At 39.6% G+C, this 22,815-nt stretch carries 21 protein-coding genes; 7 read left to right on the forward strand and 14 right to left on the reverse strand.

What is annotated here, in order from left to right:
• Positions 1-3: 3 nt before the first annotated feature.
• The 8 genes from H4075_RS09490 to H4075_RS09525 form a co-directional block, all read right to left on the reverse strand.
• Positions 4-552, reverse strand: coding sequence for an inorganic diphosphatase (locus H4075_RS09490; RefSeq protein ID WP_182806236.1), 549 nt, complete (start codon positions 550-552; stop codon positions 4-6).
• A gap of 161 nt (positions 553-713) precedes the next feature.
• Positions 714-1,085, reverse strand: coding sequence for a DUF4870 domain-containing protein (locus tag H4075_RS09495; RefSeq protein ID WP_182806238.1), 372 nt, complete (start codon positions 1,083-1,085; stop codon positions 714-716).
• A 33-nt stretch (positions 1,086-1,118) separates the two neighbouring features.
• Positions 1,119-2,558: a hypothetical protein gene (locus H4075_RS09500; RefSeq protein ID WP_182806239.1), complete on the reverse strand. Its 1,440-nt coding sequence runs from the start codon at positions 2,556-2,558 to the stop codon at positions 1,119-1,121.
• Positions 2,559-2,647: 89 nt separating this feature from the next.
• Positions 2,648-4,456, reverse strand: coding sequence for a hypothetical protein (locus H4075_RS09505; protein ID WP_182806241.1), 1,809 nt, complete (start codon positions 4,454-4,456; stop codon positions 2,648-2,650).
• A 2-nt stretch (positions 4,457-4,458) separates the two neighbouring features.
• Positions 4,459-6,393 carry a hypothetical protein gene (locus H4075_RS09510; protein WP_182806243.1) on the reverse strand — a complete coding sequence of 645 codons (1,935 nt, stop codon included), beginning with the start codon at positions 6,391-6,393 and terminating at the stop codon, positions 4,459-4,461.
• Positions 6,394-6,418: 25 nt separating this feature from the next.
• A complete protein-coding gene (locus tag H4075_RS09515; protein WP_182806244.1) occupies positions 6,419-8,707 on the reverse strand; it encodes a tetratricopeptide repeat protein in 2,289 nt (762 codons plus the stop codon).
• Positions 8,708-8,731: 24 nt separating this feature from the next.
• A complete protein-coding gene (locus H4075_RS09520) occupies positions 8,732-9,379 on the reverse strand; it encodes a hypothetical protein (RefSeq protein ID WP_182806246.1) in 648 nt (215 codons plus the stop codon).
• A gap of 46 nt (positions 9,380-9,425) precedes the next feature.
• Positions 9,426-10,700, reverse strand: a complete 1,275-nt coding sequence (locus H4075_RS09525; RefSeq protein ID WP_182806248.1) for a hypothetical protein — start codon at positions 10,698-10,700, stop codon at positions 9,426-9,428.
• 163 nt (positions 10,701-10,863) lie between these two features.
• Here H4075_RS09525 and H4075_RS09530 point away from each other — a divergent pair, with 163 nt between their 5' ends.
• Genes H4075_RS09530 through H4075_RS09540 form a run of 3 tightly spaced genes read left to right on the forward strand, consistent with a single transcriptional unit; the run spans position 10,864 to position 13,894 of the window.
• Complete coding sequence (locus tag H4075_RS09530) at positions 10,864-12,798, forward strand: tetratricopeptide repeat-containing sensor histidine kinase (RefSeq protein ID WP_182806249.1); 1,935 nt, start codon at positions 10,864-10,866, stop codon at positions 12,796-12,798.
• On the forward strand, positions 12,798-13,430 hold the full coding sequence (locus H4075_RS09535) for a response regulator transcription factor (protein WP_182806251.1): 633 nt from the start codon (positions 12,798-12,800) through the stop codon (positions 13,428-13,430). The genes H4075_RS09530 and H4075_RS09535 overlap by 1 nt, the downstream gene beginning before the upstream one ends.
• 14 nt (positions 13,431-13,444) lie before the next feature.
• Positions 13,445-13,894 (forward strand): hypothetical protein, encoded by a 450-nt coding sequence (locus H4075_RS09540; RefSeq protein ID WP_182806253.1) that lies wholly within the window; start codon positions 13,445-13,447, stop codon positions 13,892-13,894.
• Positions 13,895-13,903: 9 nt separating this feature from the next.
• Here the strand turns inward: H4075_RS09540 and H4075_RS09545 are convergent, their stop codons facing one another.
• Positions 13,904-15,169, reverse strand: a complete 1,266-nt coding sequence (locus H4075_RS09545) for an exo-beta-N-acetylmuramidase NamZ family protein (RefSeq protein WP_182806255.1) — start codon at positions 15,167-15,169, stop codon at positions 13,904-13,906.
• Between the two features lie 103 nt (positions 15,170-15,272).
• Here H4075_RS09545 and H4075_RS09550 point away from each other — a divergent pair, with 103 nt between their 5' ends.
• Positions 15,273-15,725 (forward strand): FKBP-type peptidyl-prolyl cis-trans isomerase, encoded by a 453-nt coding sequence (locus H4075_RS09550; protein ID WP_182806257.1) that lies wholly within the window; start codon positions 15,273-15,275, stop codon positions 15,723-15,725.
• A 98-nt stretch (positions 15,726-15,823) separates the two neighbouring features.
• Here the strand turns inward: H4075_RS09550 and H4075_RS09555 are convergent, their stop codons facing one another.
• Both H4075_RS09555 and H4075_RS09560 read right to left on the reverse strand, forming a co-directional pair.
• A complete protein-coding gene (locus H4075_RS09555; RefSeq protein WP_182806258.1) occupies positions 15,824-16,369 on the reverse strand; it encodes a hypothetical protein in 546 nt (181 codons plus the stop codon).
• Between the two features lie 67 nt (positions 16,370-16,436).
• Positions 16,437-17,285, reverse strand: a complete 849-nt coding sequence (locus H4075_RS09560; RefSeq protein ID WP_182806260.1) for a CPBP family intramembrane glutamic endopeptidase — start codon at positions 17,283-17,285, stop codon at positions 16,437-16,439.
• Between the two features lie 60 nt (positions 17,286-17,345).
• Here H4075_RS09560 and pepT point away from each other — a divergent pair, with 60 nt between their 5' ends.
• On the forward strand, positions 17,346-18,593 hold the full coding sequence (gene pepT / locus H4075_RS09565) for a peptidase T (protein ID WP_182806262.1): 1,248 nt from the start codon (positions 17,346-17,348) through the stop codon (positions 18,591-18,593).
• On the opposite strand, the gene H4075_RS09570 is transcribed toward pepT, so the two are convergent.
• Positions 18,594-18,974 carry a hypothetical protein gene (locus H4075_RS09570; RefSeq protein WP_182806264.1) on the reverse strand — a complete coding sequence of 127 codons (381 nt, stop codon included), beginning with the start codon at positions 18,972-18,974 and terminating at the stop codon, positions 18,594-18,596.
• Positions 18,975-19,067: 93 nt separating this feature from the next.
• Here H4075_RS09570 and H4075_RS09575 point away from each other — a divergent pair, with 93 nt between their 5' ends.
• Positions 19,068-19,994, forward strand: coding sequence for an SPFH domain-containing protein (locus tag H4075_RS09575; RefSeq protein ID WP_182806266.1), 927 nt, complete (start codon positions 19,068-19,070; stop codon positions 19,992-19,994).
• Positions 19,995-20,059: 65 nt separating this feature from the next.
• Here H4075_RS09575 and H4075_RS09580 read toward each other — a convergent pair whose 3' ends face one another.
• Positions 20,060-21,091, reverse strand: a complete 1,032-nt coding sequence (locus H4075_RS09580) for a hypothetical protein (RefSeq protein WP_220494925.1) — start codon at positions 21,089-21,091, stop codon at positions 20,060-20,062.
• 385 nt (positions 21,092-21,476) lie between these two features.
• Between H4075_RS09580 and H4075_RS09585 the strand changes: the two genes are divergently transcribed.
• Positions 21,477-22,049, forward strand: a complete 573-nt coding sequence (locus tag H4075_RS09585; protein WP_182806268.1) for a polysaccharide deacetylase family protein — start codon at positions 21,477-21,479, stop codon at positions 22,047-22,049.
• 51 nt (positions 22,050-22,100) lie between these two features.
• On the opposite strand, the gene H4075_RS09590 is transcribed toward H4075_RS09585, so the two are convergent.
• The gene (locus tag H4075_RS09590; protein ID WP_182806269.1) at positions 22,101-22,700 is read right to left on the reverse strand and encodes a c-type cytochrome; all 600 of its coding nucleotides are present in this window, start codon (positions 22,698-22,700) and stop codon (positions 22,101-22,103) included.
• Positions 22,701-22,815: the final 115 nt, after the last annotated feature.

Genomic DNA, 22,815 nt, shown 5'->3' on the forward strand with positions numbered 1-22,815 from the left:
GTGTTAGAGTTTGTCTCGGTATTTCTCTTTGTAAAACTCGATCGCTTCCTCAATAATTTTAAATGCTTCAGCTTTGTTTTGAAAATTATCGATCTCCACTACTTTATTCTCCAGCACCTTGTACTCTTCAAAATAATGTTTCAGTTCATGAAAGAAATGTTCAGGCAATTCATCAATATCCTTAATGTGTTTTACAGTTGGGTCGTTACTGGCAACGGCAATGATTTTATCATCACGTTCACCTTGGTCGATCATTTGCATGTTGCCAATCACCGTTGCTTCAACAAGGCACAACGGTTGAATGGACTGTGAACAGATGACCAATATATCCAGCGGATCACCATCCTGTCCGAGTGTTTGCGGAATAAAGCCGTAGTTAACTGGGTAGATAAACGAAGAGAAGATCACCCTGTCAAGACGTAGCAAACCTGTATCTTTATCAATTTCATATTTACTTCGACTGCCTTGTGAAATTTCAATGAGTGCGTTTACACGTTCAGGAGCTTTTGGGCCATAATGAGCGCCATGCCAGGGATGGAGGACTGTGATCATATAAATGAATAATAAGTGATGAGTAATGTGTTGCTGCGCCGAAGTTAATAAGTTTTAATGGAGCTGCTGAAAAGAAAAACAGCGGCGAGGAGTCACCACTGTTATTAACCAAATGCTTACTGGCTTGATCAGCCGGCAGCTCTACAGCATTAAACGATTTATTATTGAATACCCTTTAGTATTTCCTGTCCTTTTTTGACAAGTACCGGTACGGGTTTTTCTTCACCATTAATGGCTGCAATTAATCCAATGATCCATAGTACAAATAATCCAAGCAAAACAAAGTAGAGCAGGATGGATATGATCCAGCCGAGGATAGGTATTAAAAAGAAGATCCACTGTGCTATTGCTATGGCAAATCCGCTCAGCATCAGGAACAGCGATTGGCGTAGATGAAAAGCGCCCAGTTGGCTCTTATTACTGCCATGCATTACATACGCAATGATCCAGCCGATAATTGTTAAGTAACTGATGATGGCGATTGATTTCCCATCCATGGTTGCAGTGTTTGTGTTTGCATTTTGTTGTTGCATGATGCGGTGGTTTATTTTGTTTTGGATTGATTTTTATTTTCTGCCAAATATTGTATACATGCCGCTGCCGGGGAAATCAGCATCCAGTAAGTTCAGTAACCTTGCACCCTTAATACACGAAAAAAATACATGATACTTTTTTGGCTTGCCCTCAATATCTGTACAGCTTATCTGCCAGTTGTTGAGTAATTGCAATTGTCCTGTTGATTTTACCTGTGCAGCGTTCATGTTGCCTACCATTCCATTTACAACTAACAGCTTCCAATTATAGCTGCCGTTGCTGGAAAATTCAAATGTTTGTCTTGACTGGTTGATGTGCATGCCTGCATAATTACCTGTGTACACATGATAGAGTTGTTGCATACCGGTGAAATCACTTGTCCATGTACCGGTGAAATCAGAAGGGGCTACCGCAAACTTATTGTAGTTTGTCATTTTTACCAGTGGACTCAAGAGTTCGGTTTCACTATCCCATTGTATGCGTTCAGGATCAAATCCGAATTGCTGCATGAACGTATTTTTATCAGGTGTAATAAATTCAAGCCAGCCTGTTTGTCCCTGCCGGAACAGAACTATAAACACCGTATTACCTGTGGCATTTTCAGTAGCCATGCCCATGCCGAGATAAGGACGGTTGTATGTATTGATGTAAGCTGTTCTGTAATTGCTAAGATTACTGCAACGTGGTGCAGTTAAAATATTCCATGCATTGTTGGTGTGCGGTTCGGGGTCAGCAGGAATAATGGTTCCTTCTTTTGGATAATGCAGCAGCACTTTGATGTTGCCTTTAGTAACTTCCACCCAATCTTCCTGTACAGTGCTTGTCCATCCATCATCAAAGTTGGTTGTGGTGAATGAATAGCCGGGGTTAACAAAATTGGTTGGTGGAGCAATAGTAGTTTGCTGTTGGTCAGGTATCGTTTGCTGTGTGGTAACCTGTTGCTCTGTAGTAGTTTGCTGTTGTGTAGTTGTTTGTTGCTCAGTTGTAGTTTGTTGTTGAGTTGTTGTTTGCTGTTGAGGGTTTGGCGCAGAAAGCGTAGAGGGAGCGGCACTCAGTTCGCCAAAGTACACATCTATTTCTGTTTTCTTTGGTTCATAATAAACGACTAAATAGCGGTTATCTTTTTGAAGCCATGCATATTTATCATCCGTTTCAACCGGAGAAACAGTAAAGCCCAAATTATAAAGGTGTGCTACAAGGGAATCGGCTGAGTAGCCTGATGCAACAGGCAACATTAATACCTCAACTTTTGAAACAGTAGTGCCCGCTTTTTTTGTTTCAAGTTCAAATAACGTTTTCGCTGAAATTTCAGTGAGGAAGCGGCTGTCTTGCTTTGTGCCCGCAGGTAAATTCAATCCTGTGAGTGCTGATTGAGTAACCTGAACTACCTTTTTTTGTGCGTTTGTATTGATCCCAAACAGCACGATGAAAAATGTAAGAGCAAACGGCTTATAAACTGAACACAGCTTCATACGATTGATTTGAAATGTTGAGCAAATGATTTTAATGCGTTAAAGATTTAATAATTAACGGGAATAACGCATCCATTAAAAAAGGGATTTTACAGTTTGGTGATCTTCAAATTGCCGAAATAATATTTCTGATTATCGCCATCACTTCTTAGATGTGAAAGTTGCAGCCAGTTGAATAAAGTGCCCGGCGGTACGGCCTTGGATATGTCGGCAATTTTATTCTTATCAATAAAGTATTCCAGTGATTCTCCTTTTTTCTTAAGTGTGATTGTCACTTTATTAATTTCTTTATCATTTGAAAAACCTGTGGCATCGTAATAAGGTTTTGTGTTAACCGGATAAGTGCTTCCGAATTTACATTCAAGGGAAGTTTCCCCGGGTCTGCCGGAGAAACCAGCTCTGATTCGAAGGTTAATGCAAGGACCATTCTCCACGTAGTTTTTTGCTGTGCCTAAATAGAGCACAAATGCTTTAGCTCCCCAGGGAATATCTCTTGGTACTGCTAAATCAAACGAAAGTTCAAAATCCTGTGGCAACGGCTTTTTAAGATTTAGTGGTATCACTTTGTTCTGTCCTTTTATCTCCAACCACTTTCCGTCTTTGCCCGGTAGAGTAGTTACAGATGCATAATTTGCATCAAGGTTCAGTTCAGATTTCCAGCCAATTGGTTTTTGACCTGCTGCGTTTTGCGAAAAATCATCAAAGAAAATAACAGAAGCATCGGCAGCATTCTTTTTTGAAATGGTGGATGCTTCTGTTGTACTGTTTTTTATTTCTTCAGTTGGCGACTTTAAGGGTTTATAAGCAATACCTTTTATTTTTTCGGGATAAAAGAAATAGTTGTAGATATAATCGTAATTAATATTATCGAGCATCGATTGGTGCAGGTGTGCGCCGGCCTCATTGCCATTGGCTACACCTTCTGCTTCCCATGCAATAAGGATCCACTGAGGTTGATCAGATTTTGTTAAAGCAAGTTTGGCCGGATCAAGTTTGTAGATAAAATCATTTCCTGAATGGTTTGCGTTTTCAAAACTTTCAGCACTACTTGTATTTTCCAGGTGCAAACCGGGCACTTTACTTTGTTTTGCCGGTTCGCTTAAACGGGATTTATTTCTTTCTTTTAATTTTGCAAGTTCTGCTTTTCTCTTTATCAATAGTGCGTTTACTGAAGCAGCATTATCTCCTCTTCTAATATCTTCTTTCGCATCCCTTTCAATTGCTTTTTCAAGTTCAGCGAGGTATTCGCCATTCGTTACTTTAACAAAGGGCTTCACATTGTCTTTACAAAGCAGTACCACATATTGCAAAGTTGTTGCTATTCCTTTTGGCTGATACCAACTGATATATTTTTTAAAAGTTGGATGTGAACTGAAACCCCTCATGTTTGCTACCCGTTGTTCATCTTCCCCCAATCCATTTTCGCCGGGTATATAAAAATAATAGGTATCAGGTGAAGTAATGATTTGTGAGTAATCGCCTATTTTGCCATTTACGGCAATATCCATCCACCAATGGGTATTGGTTTCAGGAGTCCATTTATTTTCTGCATTTTTTTTCAACTCAATATATGTTTTGGTGTTTGCACCATACATCTGGGGAAGTGCTTTTACATTCTCGTTGTATAAGTTAAGTTTTGGGTTTACTAATTTTAATGCCTGACCTATTGCACCCTTTGGTGTATAGCTTTGTTGTATCCATCCAATAATCATCCGGCTGATCGCCATTTGCTTTACTGAATAAACCCGGTTGTCTTGTGTGTATGGTTTCTCCGGTTCGTTCGGGTTAAATATTTTTATCCAACCCAGGTATGCGTTTTCGTAAGCATCTTTCTGATTCTGCGCTGCGGTTATTAACGTTGCTAAAATAAATACTGCCATTAATGAGTAACACTTCATAATTATTCTTTTACAATTTTGATGTTGCTGATGTATACCCCCGTTTCTTTATCATTATTGGTAATATTGTTGAGTGTTAATGATGCAAAACTTCTTCCGTTAGGTATACCGCATAGCTGACAGGGCCCGCCATACTTCATCTTAAAATCGGCAGGTTGAATAATTAAATTACCATTGCTAAAAACGGATACTTTGCCATCTTTTACCAATAGCGTGATATGCACTTTATTTTTTTTGCTGCTGAAATCTCTCAGCGGTTTTTCTGCAGTAATTCCTTCTTCAAAATTTTCACGGTTAATGGCGGGGGAAGAATTGATATTTACTTTTAGTAGACCACGAAAATTGTTATTCTCCAGATCTGCGTCATTGCCTGATGCAACTGTTATTTTCATCACGGTCCCATTATTGAAAAGCCGCTCTTCCTGGTTTTGATTGGTCTGGTTTAGCTTTTCAGTATTCAAAATCAATTCCATGCTGCCTCCGCTTCTTCCGGAAAAGTCTTTATCCGTAGCAACATCAAATTCTAATTTGAAATTTTGTGGTACTGATGACTTTAAATATGTGCTGCTGATTTTTCTTCCAAAACCCAATTTCAACCAGTTGCCCTCAAGGCCTTCAGGTTTTGTAATAGCAAAAGGACTGGTGCCTGTTTTAAAGTAATACCAGTTTGGCGGTGCAGTACCAACTGAACCACCACTAAAATCTTCAAAGAAAAAAGTACCTGAAGGCGTTTGTTTTTTGTTGACTACTTCAACAGCTCCGCTTCTGTATTTGTTACGGTATGTTGCAAGCCTTGCTTTTAATTGTTCCTCATTGGCCGGTTTGTACGAAATACCTTTTACTTTTTCCGGCGCAAAAAAGTAATTGTAGATATAACTGTAATTTATATTTTCCAGCATAGCAGTACTCATTTCGTAAAGTTGAGTACCGTCGTTAGCTCCATTAAACGGCCACCATGCTGTTATCCATTGCGGTTGATCTGTTTTGCATTTTACAGAAACTTCTGCCGGTATTTTATAAACACTTTTATATTGTTTACGGCTTAGCTCAATTTCTCTTACTTCAAAGGGATCAACGTTATCGCTGTTAAATGCCAGCAAAAGTGTTTGCTGATTTGCGTCAAATGTTGCAGGTTGCGATAACTTGTTTTTATAAGCCAACCGCCATTTATTGATTCTGCTGAGGCAAATTTGAAATTGCTTTTCTTTTTGTGCCCATACATCTTCCCGGTTTTTTATTGCTCCGGCATGTGAGCCTGAAAAAGTATTATTTACTCTTTCTCTTTCTTTTTGCTTTTCTTTTTCTAAAGATTCTTCTGCTTTATCCAAAAATTCACCGATTGTAACTTCCACAAAAGGTGATTTGTTTCCCGGCGAAAGAATCACACAGTTTTGACCGTTTGTGATACGTGTTATAAACTGCTTTACATTAGGATGATTCTTAAACTCATAACCTTTTCTCCTTTGGGCGGTCTGTTCAGTCATGTATCCATCAGGCTCCCAGGTAAAATAATAAGCATCGTAATGATTTAAAAAATCAATTGGTACTACTGAAGGAAGCGTATTGACCTGTAAAGCAAACGTTGTGTTTTCTTCTGAAATAGGTTTAAACTGTCCTTTCTCATCCGTCCACATTTTATCATGACTTACGTTCCATACATCAAATGATACACCATACCAATTTTTATTGAGTTGACGTACATAGGTTCCCAGTCCTGCTACCGGGGTATAACTTTTTTTTACCCAGCTTACAATACTGTCATCAATCTGTATTCTTCTTTTTTGAACAGGATCATTGGTTGGTTTTACAAACCTGTCGAACCGGGTGTTACTCCACCAGCCAATTACGCTGTCTTGTATGCGTTGTTCTTTTGATGGCTGTGCGTGAACTGAGAACCAAACCGAAAATAGAAGTGATAAAATGAAATGCTTTTTCATATTTTTTACCTCGACTTTTGCACGATTATTTAAAAAGATTGATGATTGTACTTCCTGCTTTTGTGATCATTTGCATACCGTTGCTGATCACCGTCTCTAACATGGATGGCTTTACGGGTTGTTCGGGTGGCAGTTCTTCAAAAATCAATTCGCCTACTCCAACAATAAATTTGGTTTCGGTTTTCTCTATCCAGTCATCTTTTGCTTCGTCATAGATATAAGTTTTTCCTTCAAACGTTAATTCGCCCCGCCCAACAATCAGCTTCGGTTCTTCAAATTCAAGTGTTCCTTGTCCAACAATAAATGAGCAATCTGTTTTAAGTTTCTTATTTAGTAATTGTCTGTAAATATTCGCTTCTGCTAAAGCTTTTTTATCAAATGCAGATAGTGAACCGGGTTTTTTGGGTAGTAATTTTTTATCTAATGGTTCCAGTTCAAAAGGCGGAATCTTTGTGATTGGTACCAGTTCATCATCAGCATAACTGCCGGCATAATTATTTCCTGATTGACTTATATTACCATCAGCTGTTTTAAAATAGGGGTTGCCATATAATCCCGGCTCTGTGATGTTCGATTTACCAATGCCGAACGAGAGTGACACATTTGGAATGGTTCCGCCTTTGTACTCGATTCCCGAATTATTTTTACTTAGAGCAGCAGCTTCTGCACTTAACTTTAAAAGATTTGTATTGACTGGAAATTCTACAACAGCAGGACAATTGAAATAGGGAATATCTAAATCTTTTAGAGCTGCAGGGTAGATAGTGCTTTCAGGGCGGCAATGAGGCTGTTCAATTCTAAGGTCACGCATAGCTGCCGAGTGCAGATCAAGAAAACCATTGATCCAATTGGTAAGCTCAACTGTTACGGTGTTTTTTGCATTGCCGGTAATGTACCAGCGCCAGGTGCACCATGCATTAAGCCAAATGCGGAATTCTTCAAGCCTTTTCTCCCAATGTTCTTTTATTTTTGGATTAACCGCCTGCATAAATTTTTCAGCCTTCTCTTCGTATTCACCACATTTGGGATTAGCGCTAACGCTGTTCCTGATTTTCAGTTGCTCTTCAATATATTTTCTGAGTTTAAGATCTTCCTGCATATTTGCAGCCATCATTCTTTTTTGTTCGTTCGATAAAATTGCCATGATGTACAGGGCAGGTTTACTCATCATGTTAATCCCTTTCAGATTTTCTTTCGTCATTGTTTTTACAAATTCATCTTCGCCTTTGCTTTGGAGATCGTTGATTTCTTTTGATGCTTTTTGTTCAATCTCCTTCACTTTACTGTAGAGTTTTTTATACATTTTATCGTACGATTCTTTTTTTCCTTTGTTTTTTTCATAGGCAGCAACTGTGTTATCAAAAGAAGGCATCTGGCTCCATTCTTTTGTGAAGTATTCGTAAACGGTTATTTCGCCAATGAGTTTTTTATAGTCAATTGTTTCAACAGGGTTTTTTGTATTCCTGTTCTTTGCAGTTCTTTCAGAAATACTATTTGGAATTTCTTCAAATGACTTTTCATATTCTTTTGCGGCAGCAACGGGATCACCTTCTGCTTCTTTTAGTACCCCGGCACAAAGTCTTGCTTCAGCATGTGCAGGATTACGCCTCAATGCAAACTGAATGTATTTTTTTGCACTGTCTTTTTCACCAAGATAGAACCATGCATAGCCCATATTATTATGCAATGTGCTGTTGCCGGGTTGTTGTAATAATAATTTTCGGAGATAGGGGATGGCTTTATCTGCATAGCCACATTGTGTAAGCATGGCTGCCATATTGTTTTGATAGATCAGGTTGCTACCATCTGCCAGTACTGCTTTCATTGAAAGTCCGATTGCTGCCTCGTTATGCCCCTGCAGGAAAGCAATAATCGAAGCTGCCATCAGCGCTGCTGCTTTTTTTTCTTTTGCAACAACTTTGTTGATGATCGCTTTTTCGGAAGCCGGTGCATTTAGCATCAGTTTGCTAAAAAGGGTGGTTGTAGTTGAGATAACTTCTGCCTGTGAAAATGATTTGTTATTGATGCTGTTTATCCGTGCTGCATCTTTTGCCGGTAACAGTAATTTATTATTGCTGAATTCCGGATAATCAGCTGTTTTCGCATTTACTTCGTTAAGTGTTGGCATTACCTCCTTCATCATCTTCCTCATTTCTGCTTTTTCCTCGAGACTCATTCCCTGCATGGCCTCTTCCATCATCTTATCCATTTCGGATTGAGCTGGTTTTTTTTGCGGAGTTGGTTTGGGTTTGGTTTGTGTAAATGCTATAGTTGTAATAAGAAAGAAGCCAATAAATAGACAAAGCTTTTCCATAACAGATTTTATAGTACTTAAAATTTATTGTTTAATGGAAGAAGTGAGCGGTGTAAATGATGCATCAGCCCTGCACACCAATTTTCTGTCCCAATAATTTAGAAACCCGTTGGCATTATTAAATACGATTGTTTTGCTGCCAAGTGTGGGGTGGAGATTATTATTTTGGTCACGAAATTCTAACGTAAGTGTTACACCCTCAATTTTCCATGCATCTGTTATCAAATTTGGAAGGTAGTGTATAGTAAGAAGTAGCCCTTCTTTTTGAAACGAAGTAAGAAGCCGGTTATCTTCCGAATGCTGCCAGGATGGTTTTTGTAATCCAACTTCATAATTGCTGTTTATTTTCATTTCGTTTCTCATATTTCCACCTGGTTGTACCATAGTTGAACCTACGCTAAATGCATCCAGCAGCACAGTTACTTCTGACAAGTATTCTTTATTATCACTACCGGTTCGAATGTTTACTCTGGCCGCTGTTAACTTGTAGATGCTGTTGTTTGTTGAAGTTTGTGGAGTAGGAGCTGGCAAAGCGGTTTTTGTTTGCGTGGTTGCAGTTGTTTTCTTTAGTGTATCTTTTTTTATTGTGGTTCTTATTGGTGCTGTTATTTGTGCATTACTTTGTGTAACAGAAATGAGCAATAACAGCAGCATGATAGAAATCTTAGTCATATAAGTTGAAGTTTTGTTGTTGAAGAGAATATTTCAGTTAATAGTTTTATCTGATGTTGGTTGCAGCAGAAACAGCTGCTTTATTCATTACCCAACGGCCACCACCACTTGCAGTAGCACCCGGCCCCCAGGTACCATTGAGTTGCGAGCCGCTTAAAGTTGCTGCAACCGAAAAACCTGTGTTTGCGCCATTGTATCTGTAAAAACCGCTTAATTGATTGTTTGAAAAAGTATACGTACCTGTGGCAATACTTTTTCCTGAACCATCTAACACCTGCATCGTTCCATCTGCATTCAATTGAAAGGAATAATAATTTGGTCCATTGTTAGCCCCTGAGCCAAATGTTCCTTTCCATACCCCGGGAATGGATGTGGCAGTTGTTGTATTACTGATGGTTCCCGCATTAGCCGGGATGGTTGTCGTGGTTTTATAGGTTGTGTTGCTTGGCGTTGTTGTTGGTTTGGGTGCGGGTGCAGGAGCAGGTGCAGGTGTAGTATTTGCAGATTGTACAGGGAAAAATTCGATTTTCATCAACACTGTGTAAATGCCATGATCTCTTAGGTTACCAACGGCCGTTTCATCATATTGAACAGGTATCACTCCTTTGCCGAAGCCCATATCACTATTACTGATAAAGGCAAGGTTTGGAGAATTAAGTACAACAAATTTGGGAGAGAAATCGCCATATTTTTCCATGCCTATAGGACGGGTTCCCGGTTTTCCTAAATCACCTTGTTCGCCACCAGCTTTTAGTTTGGGCATACCGAGCTGAGCAGCACCAAAAATAATTGAAGTAGGGTTCATCGTTAGTATGCCCAAGCCAAGTGCCACTGGTGCAATTTTTTGATTAATACTGTATGCCATACTTTGAATAGTAGAACTAAAACCAGCCTGGTTATCTGCAATGGGGTCCTGTTCCCATCCGGTAGGTATAATCGTTAAGATGTCGCCATTTGCTATGTCATATTCGCCCAATAATAAGTTACCTCTGTAATTATCACCGGCTTTAATACCGCCTTTGTTGTTACCAAACAGATCTACCCATGAGCCAACACTTATGCGGTTCGAAAACTCACCTGTTGCATCACCATAAACCGGCGTGCGTTTTTCATAATTCAATTTTGTATTTCCATTTTTATCGCCTAGTAAAAATGAAAAATTGAAATAGACTTCATCTCCTTTTCCATCGGAATGTAAAATGTCATCCCACGTTTCTCTGATGCAGTCAAAGCCTGCAAAGGAAATACGGATACGACCTGCTTGTGCAAGTAGAAATTGTACAGTAAGTACGAATGAAATCATCAAAAATATCTTTTTCATGTTGTTGTTTTTGTGGCATAAAAATGATAACTCTTCTCTGGCTCTGCTATCCCTTAAAAAATGGATATTTCAATAACGGAAGAAAATCATGTAAAAAAGGGATGTCTTTAAAAGCAGACGATGGTTTAATTTGTAAAATGAGATTTAAGAATTATTTTACTGTATGCGAACAGTCATCCTTTATATTTTATATATCAGCTTTTGCAGCATAACGAATGCACAAGTATTAATGAATAAGGACAGTTTATTAAAACTCTTACCAACTGTAAAAGAGGACAGTGCGGGAGTGGAGTTTTATATTAACCTGGGTCAGCAATATGAAGCGAGTGAACCAGAGCTGGCCAAACATTATTATAAAACAGCAGGAACCTTCAGTGAAAAAATTGATTACCCTGCAGGCATACTTCGATACATATTCAATTACACTTTTGTATTGAATATGCAGGGGAGATTTGACTCAGGGTTGGCATTGAATTTAAAATCTGTTGCCATTGCCAGAAAACTGAATGACCCTATCATGCTTGGCAAGGCTTTGTTTAATACAGGTAGTTCTTACCGCATGCTGGCACAGTATGAAAATGCCATTCCGTTATATGAAGAAGGAAGGAAAATATTTGCCTCCAACGGGGATAGTTTATTAATGGCAAGGAGTTATGATATCATTCAAATGCTGTATTACAATCTTGAAAATTATGATAAGGGAGTGTTCTATGGTGAAACAGCAGTGAAATGGTTACGAACAATTGATGATCCCGTATGGCTGGGTACCACGTTGAATAATTTAGGGATGAATTATGCAAAGAAAGGCGCATATGCAAAAGCAAAAGATTGCTGGATGGAAGCACTGGCTATTGGAAAAAAAATCGGGAATATAGAAATGGAAGCTTCGCAAATGCTCAATCTTGGTGATTTGTATATGGATGAAGGCGATTATGCGGTAATTGGACAATACTATAACAAGGCGCTCGAGCTTTATACAACACTCGACGGAGCGGAAGGGATTGCCATTGCTTTGCGAGGGCTTGCTATCTATGAATTTTATAAGAAAGATTTTCAGGCTGCAAAAATATATGCAGACAGATCACTTGCTGTGATCAATCAAAATAATCTGTTGTTTGAAAAAAGAAAAACGTTCGAAACGTTATCACGTATTCATATTGCGTTACATGATTTGATCACCGGGCAAAAATATATGCAGCAAGCAACTGTACTTGCAGACAGCATCATTAACGACCGGATCAGGAAAAGCACCGTTGAGTTTGAAACCAAATATGAAACGGCAAAAAAAGACGGACAAATAAAGTTGCAGCAATCGGAGCTTAAACAAAAAAGCACGCTCAACTATATTTTAATCGGCAGTGCTGCAGCATTGTTAATTATTTCTTTGCTCAGTTACCGCAACTATCGGCATAAACAAAATCTGCAGCAACAACGCATCAATGAACTGGAAACAGAAAAACAATTAGCAGCAACGGAAGCAGTACTTAAAGGTGAAGAACAGGAACGTACAAGGCTTGCCAAAGATCTGCACGATGGGTTAGGAGGTATGTTAAGTGGCATTAAACATTCATTCAATAATATGAAAGGGAATTTGGTTATGACACCCGAAAATGCCCAGGCATTTGAACGCAGCATGGATATGCTGGACAGTTCGATTAAAGAAATGCGGCGAGTGGCACATAATATGATGCCTGAAACATTGGTGAAATATGGTTTGGATACAGCATTGAAAGATTTTTGTAAAGACATGAGTCTTGCAGGTTCTGTAAAAGTCATTTACCAATCGGTTAGCATTGAAAATGCGGTTATTGATCAAACAACATCCATCACCATCTACCGTATTGTACAGGAGCTGGTAAATAATGTAATGAAACATGCAGCAGCAAAGCAGGTAGTTGTACAACTAAATAAACTTAATGGACAACTCACTATTACGGTAGAAGATGATGGTAAGGGATTTGATACAGCAATTCTCCGGCAAAGCAGTGGAATGGGCTGGTCGAATATTTTAAATCGTGTTGAGTTTATGAAAGGAATAATGGATGTGCAATCCGAGCCGGGGAAAGGGACGTCTGTTCACATTGAATTAAAAGCGTAATGGGTATCACTACAGGGAAAATAAAAGTGTTTATTGTTGACGATCATTATATGGTTGTGGAAGGAATTCGTTCATTGTTGCAAAATGAACCAGGTATCGATTGGTTGGGTCATGCATCCAATGCAGAATCATGTCTTGCCTTTTTAAAGAATCAATTGCCTGATGTTATTCTGATGGATATTAATATGCCCGGCAAAAACGGTATTGAACTTTGTAAAGATGTAAAGTTGAAATACAGTAGTGTATTTGTGTTAGGCTTAAGTACGTTTAATCAGCAAAGTCTTATTCAGAATATGATGAACAGCGGCGCATCAGGCTATGTATTAAAGAATGCTTCTCAACGTGAGCTGCTGGATGCAATTGAAGCAATTGCTCAAGGCAAAGAATATTTAAGTGATGAAGCCGCAGCTATTCTCAAAACCGATGAATCTGCACCGGTTGTAACCCGTCGTGAAAAAGAAGTATTGGAATTACTTGCTGATGGGCTTACCAATATTGAAATTGCCGGTAAACTGTTTGTAAGTGCTGCAACAGTTGATACACATCGTAAAAGTCTTATTGCAAAACTTGGCGCAAAAAATACGCCTGAGTTAATTAAGCTGGCATTTGTACATAAGCTAATTGGTAACTGAATAAAGGTTTAGTTATGAAATTACTGATAATGCTTTTCTTCTTCTTATTTGTTTTCAGTGATATCTCTGCACAGGATACAATCAAGAAACTTCAAACACCAATCCGCTTTACAAACCGGTTGATTGTTGCAAAAAAAGTGAGTACGCAGGATGCAATCACTTATGAAATAGATATGCGGCTTGATTCACTTGCAAACAAAAGCAAAGGAGATGTATTACTAATAAGCACAGTGAAAGCTGAAATCGGAAATGTTTTGTATTCATACTGGAAAAGCGGAAAGCTTTTGGGATCAACTGTTTCTCAAGCTTATTTTATACAAACCGGTTTGCAAACCATGACACAAATGGATATTCAAAACGGTCGGCTTCTCGTAACAGTAGGAATTGCCCTTGTAAAACCGGCAGAGTTTCAGCTTCTACAATTTGAACAAACGGTAAAAAACAAAAAGCTGCTGGTAGATTAATTGGAATGCTTATTCAAAATCTTTATAGATCAGGTATTTCTTACGTATTGCTTTAAACTTGGTAATTGCGGGTTCCCAACTCTTGCGTATTTCTTCTTCTGTCTTGCCATCTTTTATCTGTTGCATCAACGTGCCGTTGCCGGCAAGTTTATTAAAGAAATAATCGGTTGGTTTGCCGCTGGCTGGTGCAATGAAAAATTCATCTTTATTCGGGAAAAGGTTATATGCCTCCAGCAACCATTTCAATTGCACTTTACTACCGGCTGTGACAAATACTTTATCAGCAGGCCCGCTTAAATCCCAACCATAACATAGTTTATCTTTAAATTTCGGATCTTTTGCGCCATCCCTGCTGCGTGGTGTAAATGGCTTTAATGTTTTTGGTAAGGAAGGATGTCCGAATATCTGGAACGGAATATTGGTGCCACGTCCTTCACTTAAAACAGTGCCTTCAAAAAAACAAGTAGAGGGGTATAGCCAGATCGATTGACTGCTTGGTAAATTAGGCGAAGGTTTTACCGGCAACTCGTACTTTGTTATGTGATTATAATTATTGCAGGGAATGATCGTCAATTCAAATTTTCCGTGGCGGCCGGCTAATTCATATAATCGTGGTTCCAGCCATTCTTCATCATAGATCATTTGGGCATATTCGCCAATCGTCATGCCATATACAATGGGTACGGGTTGCATACCAACAAAAGATTTATAAGCAGGTTCAAGCACGGGACCATCAACATAATGACCATTAGGATTTGGACGATCAAGCACGATCAAATGTTTGCCCCATTCAAGTGCCGCTTCCATATAATATTCCAATGAAGAGATGTAAGTATAAAACCGTACACCCACATCCTGGATATCAAACAACATTACATCAACACCAGCCAGATCTTCTTTTGAAGGCTTACGTTTTGTTCCGTAAAGTGATATAACCTGAATGCCTGTTTTCTCATCTTTATAATTCCCGATTTTTTCTCCTGCATCTGCTGTACCACGAAAGCCATGTTCCGGTCCAAAGATGACTCTGATATTCACACCAAGTTTTCTCAACGAATCAACCAGATGACTTTTCCCAATGGTTGAAGTTTGGTTGGCAAATACAGCCACCGTTTTTCCTTCAAGCAGATCAATATAATTATCCAGGTTTTCAGCGCCTGTTTGAAACAACCTGTTTTTGATGGAGCCACGATTGTAACCGGAGCGGGCGTGTTTTTGCTGCGCCTCTGCGTAGAACGTCACAAATAGAACCAGTAAAAGGAGTAATTGTTTCATTCCAAATGGTTTGTAGCTCAAAGTTGCACAATTAGTAACGGGAAAAAAAATTTATTGGCAGGGCTGGCATTTGCCAGTAATTTTGCCGGAAACTTAAAAATTTATGCAGCAGGCAAAAAAAGGTGATACCGTACGTGTGCATTACACCGGTAAATTGACAACAGGTGAGCAGTTCGATTCAAGCACAGGCCGTGAGCCACTTGAGTTTGAGGTGGGTGCCGGAATGATGATCAAGGGTTTTGATGATGCCGTGGTTGGTATGGCCATTGGAGATAAAAAAACAATCAATATTCAGCCCAACGAGGCATATGGCGAACGTAATGAGCAAATGATCATTGAGTTCCCACGTTCTAACTTCCCCGACGATATGGCTCCTGAAATCGGGATGCAGTTGATGATGAACAACAGTGCAGGTCAGCAGTTCCCTGTTACCATCACTGAAGTGCAGGAAGAAATTGTAGTGTTAGATGCGAATCATATGTTGGCTGGTAAAGAACTCGTGTTCGATATTGAAATGGTGGAGATTGATGCGAAAGGATTGATCATTGTTCCGTAATAATTAGCCGATAGTAATTAGTCGATAGTAAAAAGTCCACAGCTGAATTTTGCTCAACTGTGGACTTTTTGTATTTACAACTATCGGCTATCTACTATCTATTTTCTATTCATCCACCAACCCAACCACAATCCAACCAATCCCCACGAAACAATGGCGTCCATAAAGTAAGCGCTAATGTCGTGCTTGGGATACCAGATATGACCAGTGTATGGGCCATTTGTAAAAGCAATAATGCCAACGATGAGGCTTGCAATAAAATAGGTGCCGAAGCTGCCATTCGTGATCTTTGCAAATATCCAGCAGAGCCCTATAACTATGATGATGTTTGCAAGAAGCCCCCTGGCCATGTTCATACCCATATTCATATTCCAGGTTTTGTAATAACTGATCTGGGCCCACGGTTTACCGTCAACTTCTTTCATGAATTTTTCCATCTCTTCTGATGAATTTTCATTTTGAAGACGTGGCATAAAATAAGTGCCTTCTTCCAGCCCTGAGTTGTTTAAGAACTGGAGAATTGTGTCTTGCTTGGACGTGTAAGCCTGTCCTTTGTCATGAAGATTAGCAACTGCGAAAGAAATGGTTTGCCACGCAAAAAGCAAAATACCGCCAACAAGGCCGCCGATAAGGATCTTCTTCATGTTATTGATTTTGGTGAATCAGTAAAGTAGAGATTCTGTTCAGCATTCACAAATTCTGAATGCACATTTATTCAACGTTGCTGTTGTACTTGTGTTGAAACAAAAAGAAAAGAGCAATTGCCATCAGGCTTGTTGAAAAAGTTGTCAACCACGATGCTTCCAGTCCAAATGCTCCACCGGTTAACAGAATAGAACCTTTCAGATTTTGATCAAGCAAAGACGGTAAAGAAAGACCACTCACTTCAAAACCAAGCACGGGTCCCTGGAAAAAATTCCAACTGAAATGAAAGAAAATAGCAAACCAGAGATTGCGGGTGTAGATATAGTTTACACCAAGCAGCATGCCTGCAATAAAAATATTGATAAACGCAATGAGATTAAAATTGGGATTGAGTGAATGAAACACTGCAAACAAAACTGCAGATGTAAACAATGCTGCTTCTTTTGGTATCGACTGCATTAAGTTATTCAGCACATAGCCTCGAAACACTAGCTCTTCAGCAAAACTTACCAATATCATCATCACAATTGCAAGTGCAAAGCCCGTTGGATCAACATCAGCCGGAAACCATTGTAATAATTTCATCAACCACAGCACTGTTGCCATTGCAGAAAGTAAAAGAATGCCGGTGAGAAATCCTGCTGCCCGTTCTTTACCAAAACCTTTCCAGGTAAATCCAAGACTTTTAACTGTTTGTCGATCGAATACATTTCTGAAAAAAGCAACAGTTGAAAAAGCAATAATAAAACTGAGAACGATTGTGCCGTAAAACAGCGTTTCCGGAGTAACACTCAGCCCTGCCAGTACGATCAATACACCTGTTAAGGCACTTCCAAAGAAGATGAGCAGCAGATAACCGATGAGGAAAAGCAGTACACGTAGCCAGCCTTTTTGGATAATGGGAGATGATTGCATAGAGTTGGTTTTGGTATGAGCGCCGAAACGCTGTTATTTTACAAGTTCAAAAATAAGCGTATGGCAACAGAAAACAAATATGGAACGGCAGAAAGGTTGATGCGGTATGTACAAATAGATACACAAAGCGATCCGGAAAGTAGCAACTCACCTACAACCGAAAAGCAGAAAGACCTGTCGAAAATATTGGTGGAAGAATTACTTGCGATGGGTATTGCCGATGCGTATGTGGATGCTTACGGTTATGTATATGCCACAATTCCATCAACTACTGAGAAGGATGTTCCTGTTGTTTGCTTTTGCAGCCATGTTGATACAGCGCCCGATTGCAGCGGCACAAATGTAAAACCCATCCTTCATAAAAATTATGATGGAACCGATATTGTGTTGCCCGATGATGAGACGCAGATCATCAGTCCATCAAAGTATGCTTATCTCAAACAACATATCGGAAAAGATATTATTACTGCAAGTGGAAACACCTTGCTTGGTGCAGATGATAAAGCAGGTGTTGCAATCATTATGAGCTTGGCTAATTACCTCGTGCAACATCCCGAAATAAAACATGGAACAATCAAACTATTGTTTACACCCGATGAAGAAGTTGGAAAGGGAACAGATAAACTTGATCTGCAAAAATTAGGAGCAACTGTTGCTTATACCTTAGATGGCGGTGAGTTGGGTACATTGGAAGATGAAACATTTAGTGCTGATGGCGTAAAGATCATTGTACATGGTGTTATTGCACATCCCGGTTATGCAAAAGGAATATTGGTGAATGCATTAAAGATCGCAGGAGAAATTTTAACAGCTCTTCCCAAAACAGAATGGAGCCCGGAAACAACAGAGAAGCGGCAAGGCTTTGTTCATCCTGTAAGTGTAAATGGTATTGCAGAAAAAGCAACTATTGATTTTATTGTGCGTGACTTTACAATTGAAGGCTTGCTGCAACACGAAGCAAGATTAAAATCAATTGCGGAAGAAGTGTTGAAACAATATCCCAGCTGCAGCATGGAGTTTATTGTTAAAGAACAATACCGAAACATGAAAGAAATTCTTGATCAACACCCGGCTATTGTTGCAAATGCAATAGAAGCTTATGAACGCTGCGGTTTAACAGTGGTAAAAGAACCCATCCGTGGTGGTACTGACGGCAGTCGTTTAAGTTATATGGGTTTGCCTTGTCCAAATTTGTTTACAGGCATGCAGGCCATTCACAGCAAACACGAATGGATAGGAGTGGACGACATGGAGCAAAGTGCCAATATGCTTGTTGAATTGGTGAAAGTTTGGGAAGAAAAAAGTTAATTACATTTTTACAAAATTACTTTCGGGCTTTTCTTCGGGCCAAATGCGGATGCCCCAATAAATAGGGTATGCAATTGTGCTCACAAAAATGAAAAGCAACACCCAAATGATCCGTTCTTCATTCTTAACACGTTTGTTATTGATAGCGTGAATGATGAAATAGATCATGAGGCCAAGTTGAACAAAAGCGAGTATGATGATGGAAGCGATAAATCCCATCATGTTGCCAAAGAAAAATTCCGGGGGAACGTCGCCGTGTTCATGTTCCATGCGGATTATTTCAGGGAAAATATTGGCAAGGAAGTAAATAAGAAAGATGGCAGCTGCCACCAAAGGTAAAAATGAAAGAATACCAATGAATACTTTTTGAGAACGTGGCATGATGGTTTGTTTTCTTAAAATTAAACATTCGGTTGCATAGTTTCTTCCCTTTTATAAATGGAATGTGCTACTTTGTATCAAATTTTTACAACTATGGATTTACTTGTCAGTTACTGGTGGGTCTTACTCATCCTCTTTATCATCTTCAGTGGGCTGGTTACTGTTAACCAGGGAACGATTGCCGTTATCACCATGTTTGGAAAATACCAGCGTATTCTCCGCCCGGGATTAGGGTTTAAAATTCCTATACTGGAACAGATCTATAAACGCATCAGTATTCAAAACCGAAGTGTGGAGTTAGAGTTTCAGGCGGTAACGATTGACCAGGCAAACGTCTATTTTAAAAGCATGCTGTTGTATTCTGTTCAGAATCATGATGAGGAAACTATTAAGCGTGTTGCATTTAAATTCATCAGCGATAAAGATCTCATGCAGGCATTGATCAGAACAGTGGAAGGTTCTATCCGTGCATTTGTGGCCACCAAGCGCCAGGCAGAAATTTTAACTGCCCGCAGGGAGATTGTAGATTATGTAAAAGAACAGATCGATCATTCACTGGAAGAGTGGGGTTATCACCTGCAGGATCTGCAGATCAACGATATTACGTTCGATCAACAGATCATGGAAAGTATGAGCCGTGTGGTAGCAAGTAATAACTTAAAAGCTGCTGCAGAAAACGAAGGACAAGCGTTGCTCATCACCAAAACAAAAGGTGCAGAAGCAGAAGGTAATGCTATTAAGATTGCAGCTGAAGCAGAACGTGAGGCAGCCCGTTTGCGTGGACAAGGTGTGGCTCTCTTCCGCCAGGAAGTTGCAAAAGGTATGACAGAAGCTGCGGAACAAATGAAGCAGGCAAATCTTGATACCAATGTGATCCTCTTCAGTATGTGGACCGAAGCTGTAAAGAATTTTGCAGAATATGGAAAAGGAAATATCATATTCCTGGATGGTAGTGCAAGCGGCATGGAAAATACCATGAAGCAGATACAGGCGTTGATGGTGAAACAGGCAGGGGTATAAAAAAATATCTAATACAAACGAAAGAAGGGTTGACTAAATCAACCCTTCTTTCGTTTTAATACAGGTTACTGGTATTGAATATAAACAGGAACAGGTGTCAAACGCAGAATTTCATTGGGCTGCATCACCGGATTCCCATTTACTGCATCATTTTTATAAAACACTTTAAACCCGGCAAATTGAACTGGTTGCTTGAAAATAAAATGGTGATAGGTACTTTTCTTTAGCGCTACGTTGCCAAAGCCATCCATGTTAATAACGATCTGCACCTCAGGGCGGGTTGTAATTTGTGTGTAATTCGTAAGCATTGGTGCAGTGAAACGATGCACAACAAGTATTTTCGACGGCAGTTTGTTTTTCTTTACAAGGGTTTGCAGCCATTCAGAAGCGTAGTTAATATCATCTGCATCAAAACTTCCTATTGAGGAACCGGGAGGGCGTCCGGTTTTCATGGAATATTCAGCATCAATTCCAAGATGCACATTAGGTAACTGAAGATATTTTTCCAGTCTTGGTAATTCCTGTTGCAACGTGCTTAAACCCGGTTGTATATCGAGAAACACCAGCCCTTTGACTGAATCGCCTAACGCAATTGCTTTGCTGATTTCTTTTTCGGGCATACGGGCCCGGTAGTATCCATCGCCTGCATTGCTTTGTGCAGTTACAGCAATATAATGAATGGCAGCTATTACAGGCATTGACGTATCTGCCTGTTCCCATTCTTCGACCTGTAATTTTAATTTCTCCAACATTATTCCGGTAGAAAATTCTCCCAGTATACCCATGTGTTTACTGTAAAAATTTCCATAAAAAGCCACTACACGATTAAAAGGCAATACAGCACCTTCGGCGGGTATTGCTGATGCAACGGGCCATCTACCTGTTTTGTCTGAATTTGCCAGTTGGAGTAATTTCTTACGATATAGAATTGTATCAAATGTTGATGGCGGCAAAGCTTTGTGTTGAATACTTCTTTGCTGTGCAGTTACAGGTGTTGAATCACTTTGCGTGCAGTTATTAAACGACAACAAAAGTAAGATATAAAAAAGACCCCTTCTGTATGTTCTGAGATGCGCATAAATAACATCAGTTCCCACCGGTTAGATTTTAATGGAATGTATGAATTGTTGGAAGGGTAAAACAAGAACAGTGGAGCTGTAGTAAAGTGATTCACATCAGCATTTCAATGATGCAATGCAAAACATGTTCAGAAAAGGCATTTGTTGCCTGTCAGTATTGTAGCTGATGCCAGTCAAAGGTTTAAGCTGAAGTCAGGAGTAATTTACAGGTATGAAAACTGTAATCACGGAATTGGTTTTTTTGCTTTGCTTTTTTTGCATTCCATCGGATCTGCTTCCTTTTGAACGGCAACAGCTTTTTTTAAGAACCCGTCAAATCCCCGTTCTAACATACCATAACATTTATCAGCAACCTGCCAGGGAAGATCCGCTTTTTATCAGTGCGGCTCATTTTGATCAACAGATGAAAATATTTCACGACAAAGGTTACCATTCAATTCTGCCTGATCAACTTGCAGCTTATTATCAAACAGGAGCCGAATTACCCGGCTTGCCTTTTATGATTACGTTTGATGATGCACATGTTGAACAGTACACACTTGCTTTGCCTGTATTAGAGAAATATCAGTTTAAGGCTGTTTTTTTTGTGATGACTGTTTGTATAGATAAGAAGGGATTTCTTTCAGCAAAGCAGATCGCTTCGCTTTCATCAGTTGGCCATGTTATTGGTGTGCACACATGGGATCACCCCAATATGGCGAAGCAACAGCAACTCAATTGGAAATTGGAAATCGACAAACCCAAAAAGCGCCTTGAGGAAATCATCGGAAAACCCATAAACTGTTTTGCTTTTCCTTATGGTGCATGGACCATGCAGGTGTTGCAGGGGTTAAAACAACGTGGATTTACAACTGCTTTTCAATTACAGGGTAAGCAAAGTGCTGAACAGCCTTTGTTAACAATACGTAGAATAATGGTAAATGGGGCGAGTAAGCCCGAGCTACTGATAAAACATATAACAACAGTTTTTCAATAAAATATATGTAAGTCAAAAAGCCGGTTCTAAGCCGGCTTTTCAATTGTTGCTTTATTTTGCTGGTGGCGGTGGTGGGTTAATTTTTGCAGTTGGTACTACGTTTTTAACCGGCTTAGTTGATTTAAGGAATGCAAATACTTTACTTATTTCTTCATCGGTTAAATTTTTATAAGCTTCCCATGGCATTGGAGGTAAAATAGGTCTTGTGTTTTCCATGCCTTTGTATTTTCCCTCACGCAATACTTTTTTGAATTGTTCTTCCGTCCACATGCCAATACCTGTAGAATCGCTGCTGATGTTGGCTGTGTAGGATTGTCCCCATGGGCCGATCATTGATGTAAAGTCAGGTGCAAACAGAACCCAGCCGGCTTTTACGGTTGCTTCGTCGTAAGGAGGTAGAGGAGAACCTGCCTGGTGACCTCCAAACCGAAGTTCAGGAATTACTTCAGGCCCTTTCGGTCCTAAACGTTTTGGCGAATGACAGATCTCGCAATCGAGCGAGGCAACCAAACGTTCACCCTCTTTAATTTTATCTTCAGCAGTTGGAGCAGACGCTGTTGTTTCTTTTGTTTCTGTTGCCTGGTTATTACAGGCATTAATGAGCAGGATGCATAGCAGTGCCGAAATGGTAATCTTGAATGAATAACGCATAATTGGTTGTTTTGGGTTTATGGTGATGGCTGCTTAAAGCAGACGTTAAAACAATTCGCCGAAAAAGGGTAAAGTCATTCTGTTGAGAATAAACTGCGGATAAGTCGGGTATAAG

The sequence above is a fragment of the Lacibacter sediminis genome (genome assembly GCF_014168535.1).
Lineage (GTDB): Bacteria > Bacteroidota > Bacteroidia > Chitinophagales > Chitinophagaceae > Lacibacter > Lacibacter sediminis.

Excerpts from the sequence above, each read along its gene's own strand:
- H4075_RS09500 (WP_182806239.1), bottom strand. The coding sequence starts at position 2,558 with ATGAAGCTGTGTTCAGTTTATAAGCCGTTTGCTCTTACATTTTTCATC.
- H4075_RS09585 (WP_182806268.1), top strand. The coding sequence starts at position 21,477 with ATGAAAATATTTCACGACAAAGGTTACCATTCAATTCTGCCTGATCAA.
- H4075_RS09570 (WP_182806264.1), bottom strand. The coding sequence starts at position 18,974 with ATGCCACGTTCTCAAAAAGTATTCATTGGTATTCTTTCATTTTTACCT.
- H4075_RS09510 (WP_182806243.1), bottom strand. The coding sequence starts at position 6,393 with ATGAAAAAGCATTTCATTTTATCACTTCTATTTTCGGTTTGGTTCTCA.
- H4075_RS09590 (WP_182806269.1), bottom strand. The coding sequence starts at position 22,700 with ATGCGTTATTCATTCAAGATTACCATTTCGGCACTGCTATGCATCCTG.
- H4075_RS09525 (WP_182806248.1), bottom strand. The coding sequence starts at position 10,700 with ATGAAAAAGATATTTTTGATGATTTCATTCGTACTTACTGTACAATTT.
- H4075_RS09505 (WP_182806241.1), bottom strand. The coding sequence starts at position 4,456 with ATGAAGTGTTACTCATTAATGGCAGTATTTATTTTAGCAACGTTAATA.
- H4075_RS09550 (WP_182806257.1), top strand. The coding sequence starts at position 15,273 with ATGCAGCAGGCAAAAAAAGGTGATACCGTACGTGTGCATTACACCGGT.
- H4075_RS09520 (WP_182806246.1), bottom strand. The coding sequence starts at position 9,379 with ATGACTAAGATTTCTATCATGCTGCTGTTATTGCTCATTTCTGTTACA.
- H4075_RS09490 (WP_182806236.1), bottom strand. The coding sequence starts at position 552 with ATGATCACAGTCCTCCATCCCTGGCATGGCGCTCATTATGGCCCAAAA.
- H4075_RS09555 (WP_182806258.1), bottom strand. The coding sequence starts at position 16,369 with ATGAAGAAGATCCTTATCGGCGGCCTTGTTGGCGGTATTTTGCTTTTT.
- H4075_RS09560 (WP_182806260.1), bottom strand. The coding sequence starts at position 17,285 with ATGCAATCATCTCCCATTATCCAAAAAGGCTGGCTACGTGTACTGCTT.
- H4075_RS09530 (WP_182806249.1), top strand. The coding sequence starts at position 10,864 with ATGCGAACAGTCATCCTTTATATTTTATATATCAGCTTTTGCAGCATA.
- pepT (WP_182806262.1), top strand. The coding sequence starts at position 17,346 with ATGGCAACAGAAAACAAATATGGAACGGCAGAAAGGTTGATGCGGTAT.
- H4075_RS09535 (WP_182806251.1), top strand. The coding sequence starts at position 12,798 with ATGGGTATCACTACAGGGAAAATAAAAGTGTTTATTGTTGACGATCAT.
- H4075_RS09540 (WP_182806253.1), top strand. The coding sequence starts at position 13,445 with ATGAAATTACTGATAATGCTTTTCTTCTTCTTATTTGTTTTCAGTGAT.
- H4075_RS09515 (WP_182806244.1), bottom strand. The coding sequence starts at position 8,707 with ATGGAAAAGCTTTGTCTATTTATTGGCTTCTTTCTTATTACAACTATA.
- H4075_RS09575 (WP_182806266.1), top strand. The coding sequence starts at position 19,068 with ATGGATTTACTTGTCAGTTACTGGTGGGTCTTACTCATCCTCTTTATC.
- H4075_RS09545 (WP_182806255.1), bottom strand. The coding sequence starts at position 15,169 with ATGAAACAATTACTCCTTTTACTGGTTCTATTTGTGACGTTCTACGCA.
- H4075_RS09495 (WP_182806238.1), bottom strand. The coding sequence starts at position 1,085 with ATGCAACAACAAAATGCAAACACAAACACTGCAACCATGGATGGGAAA.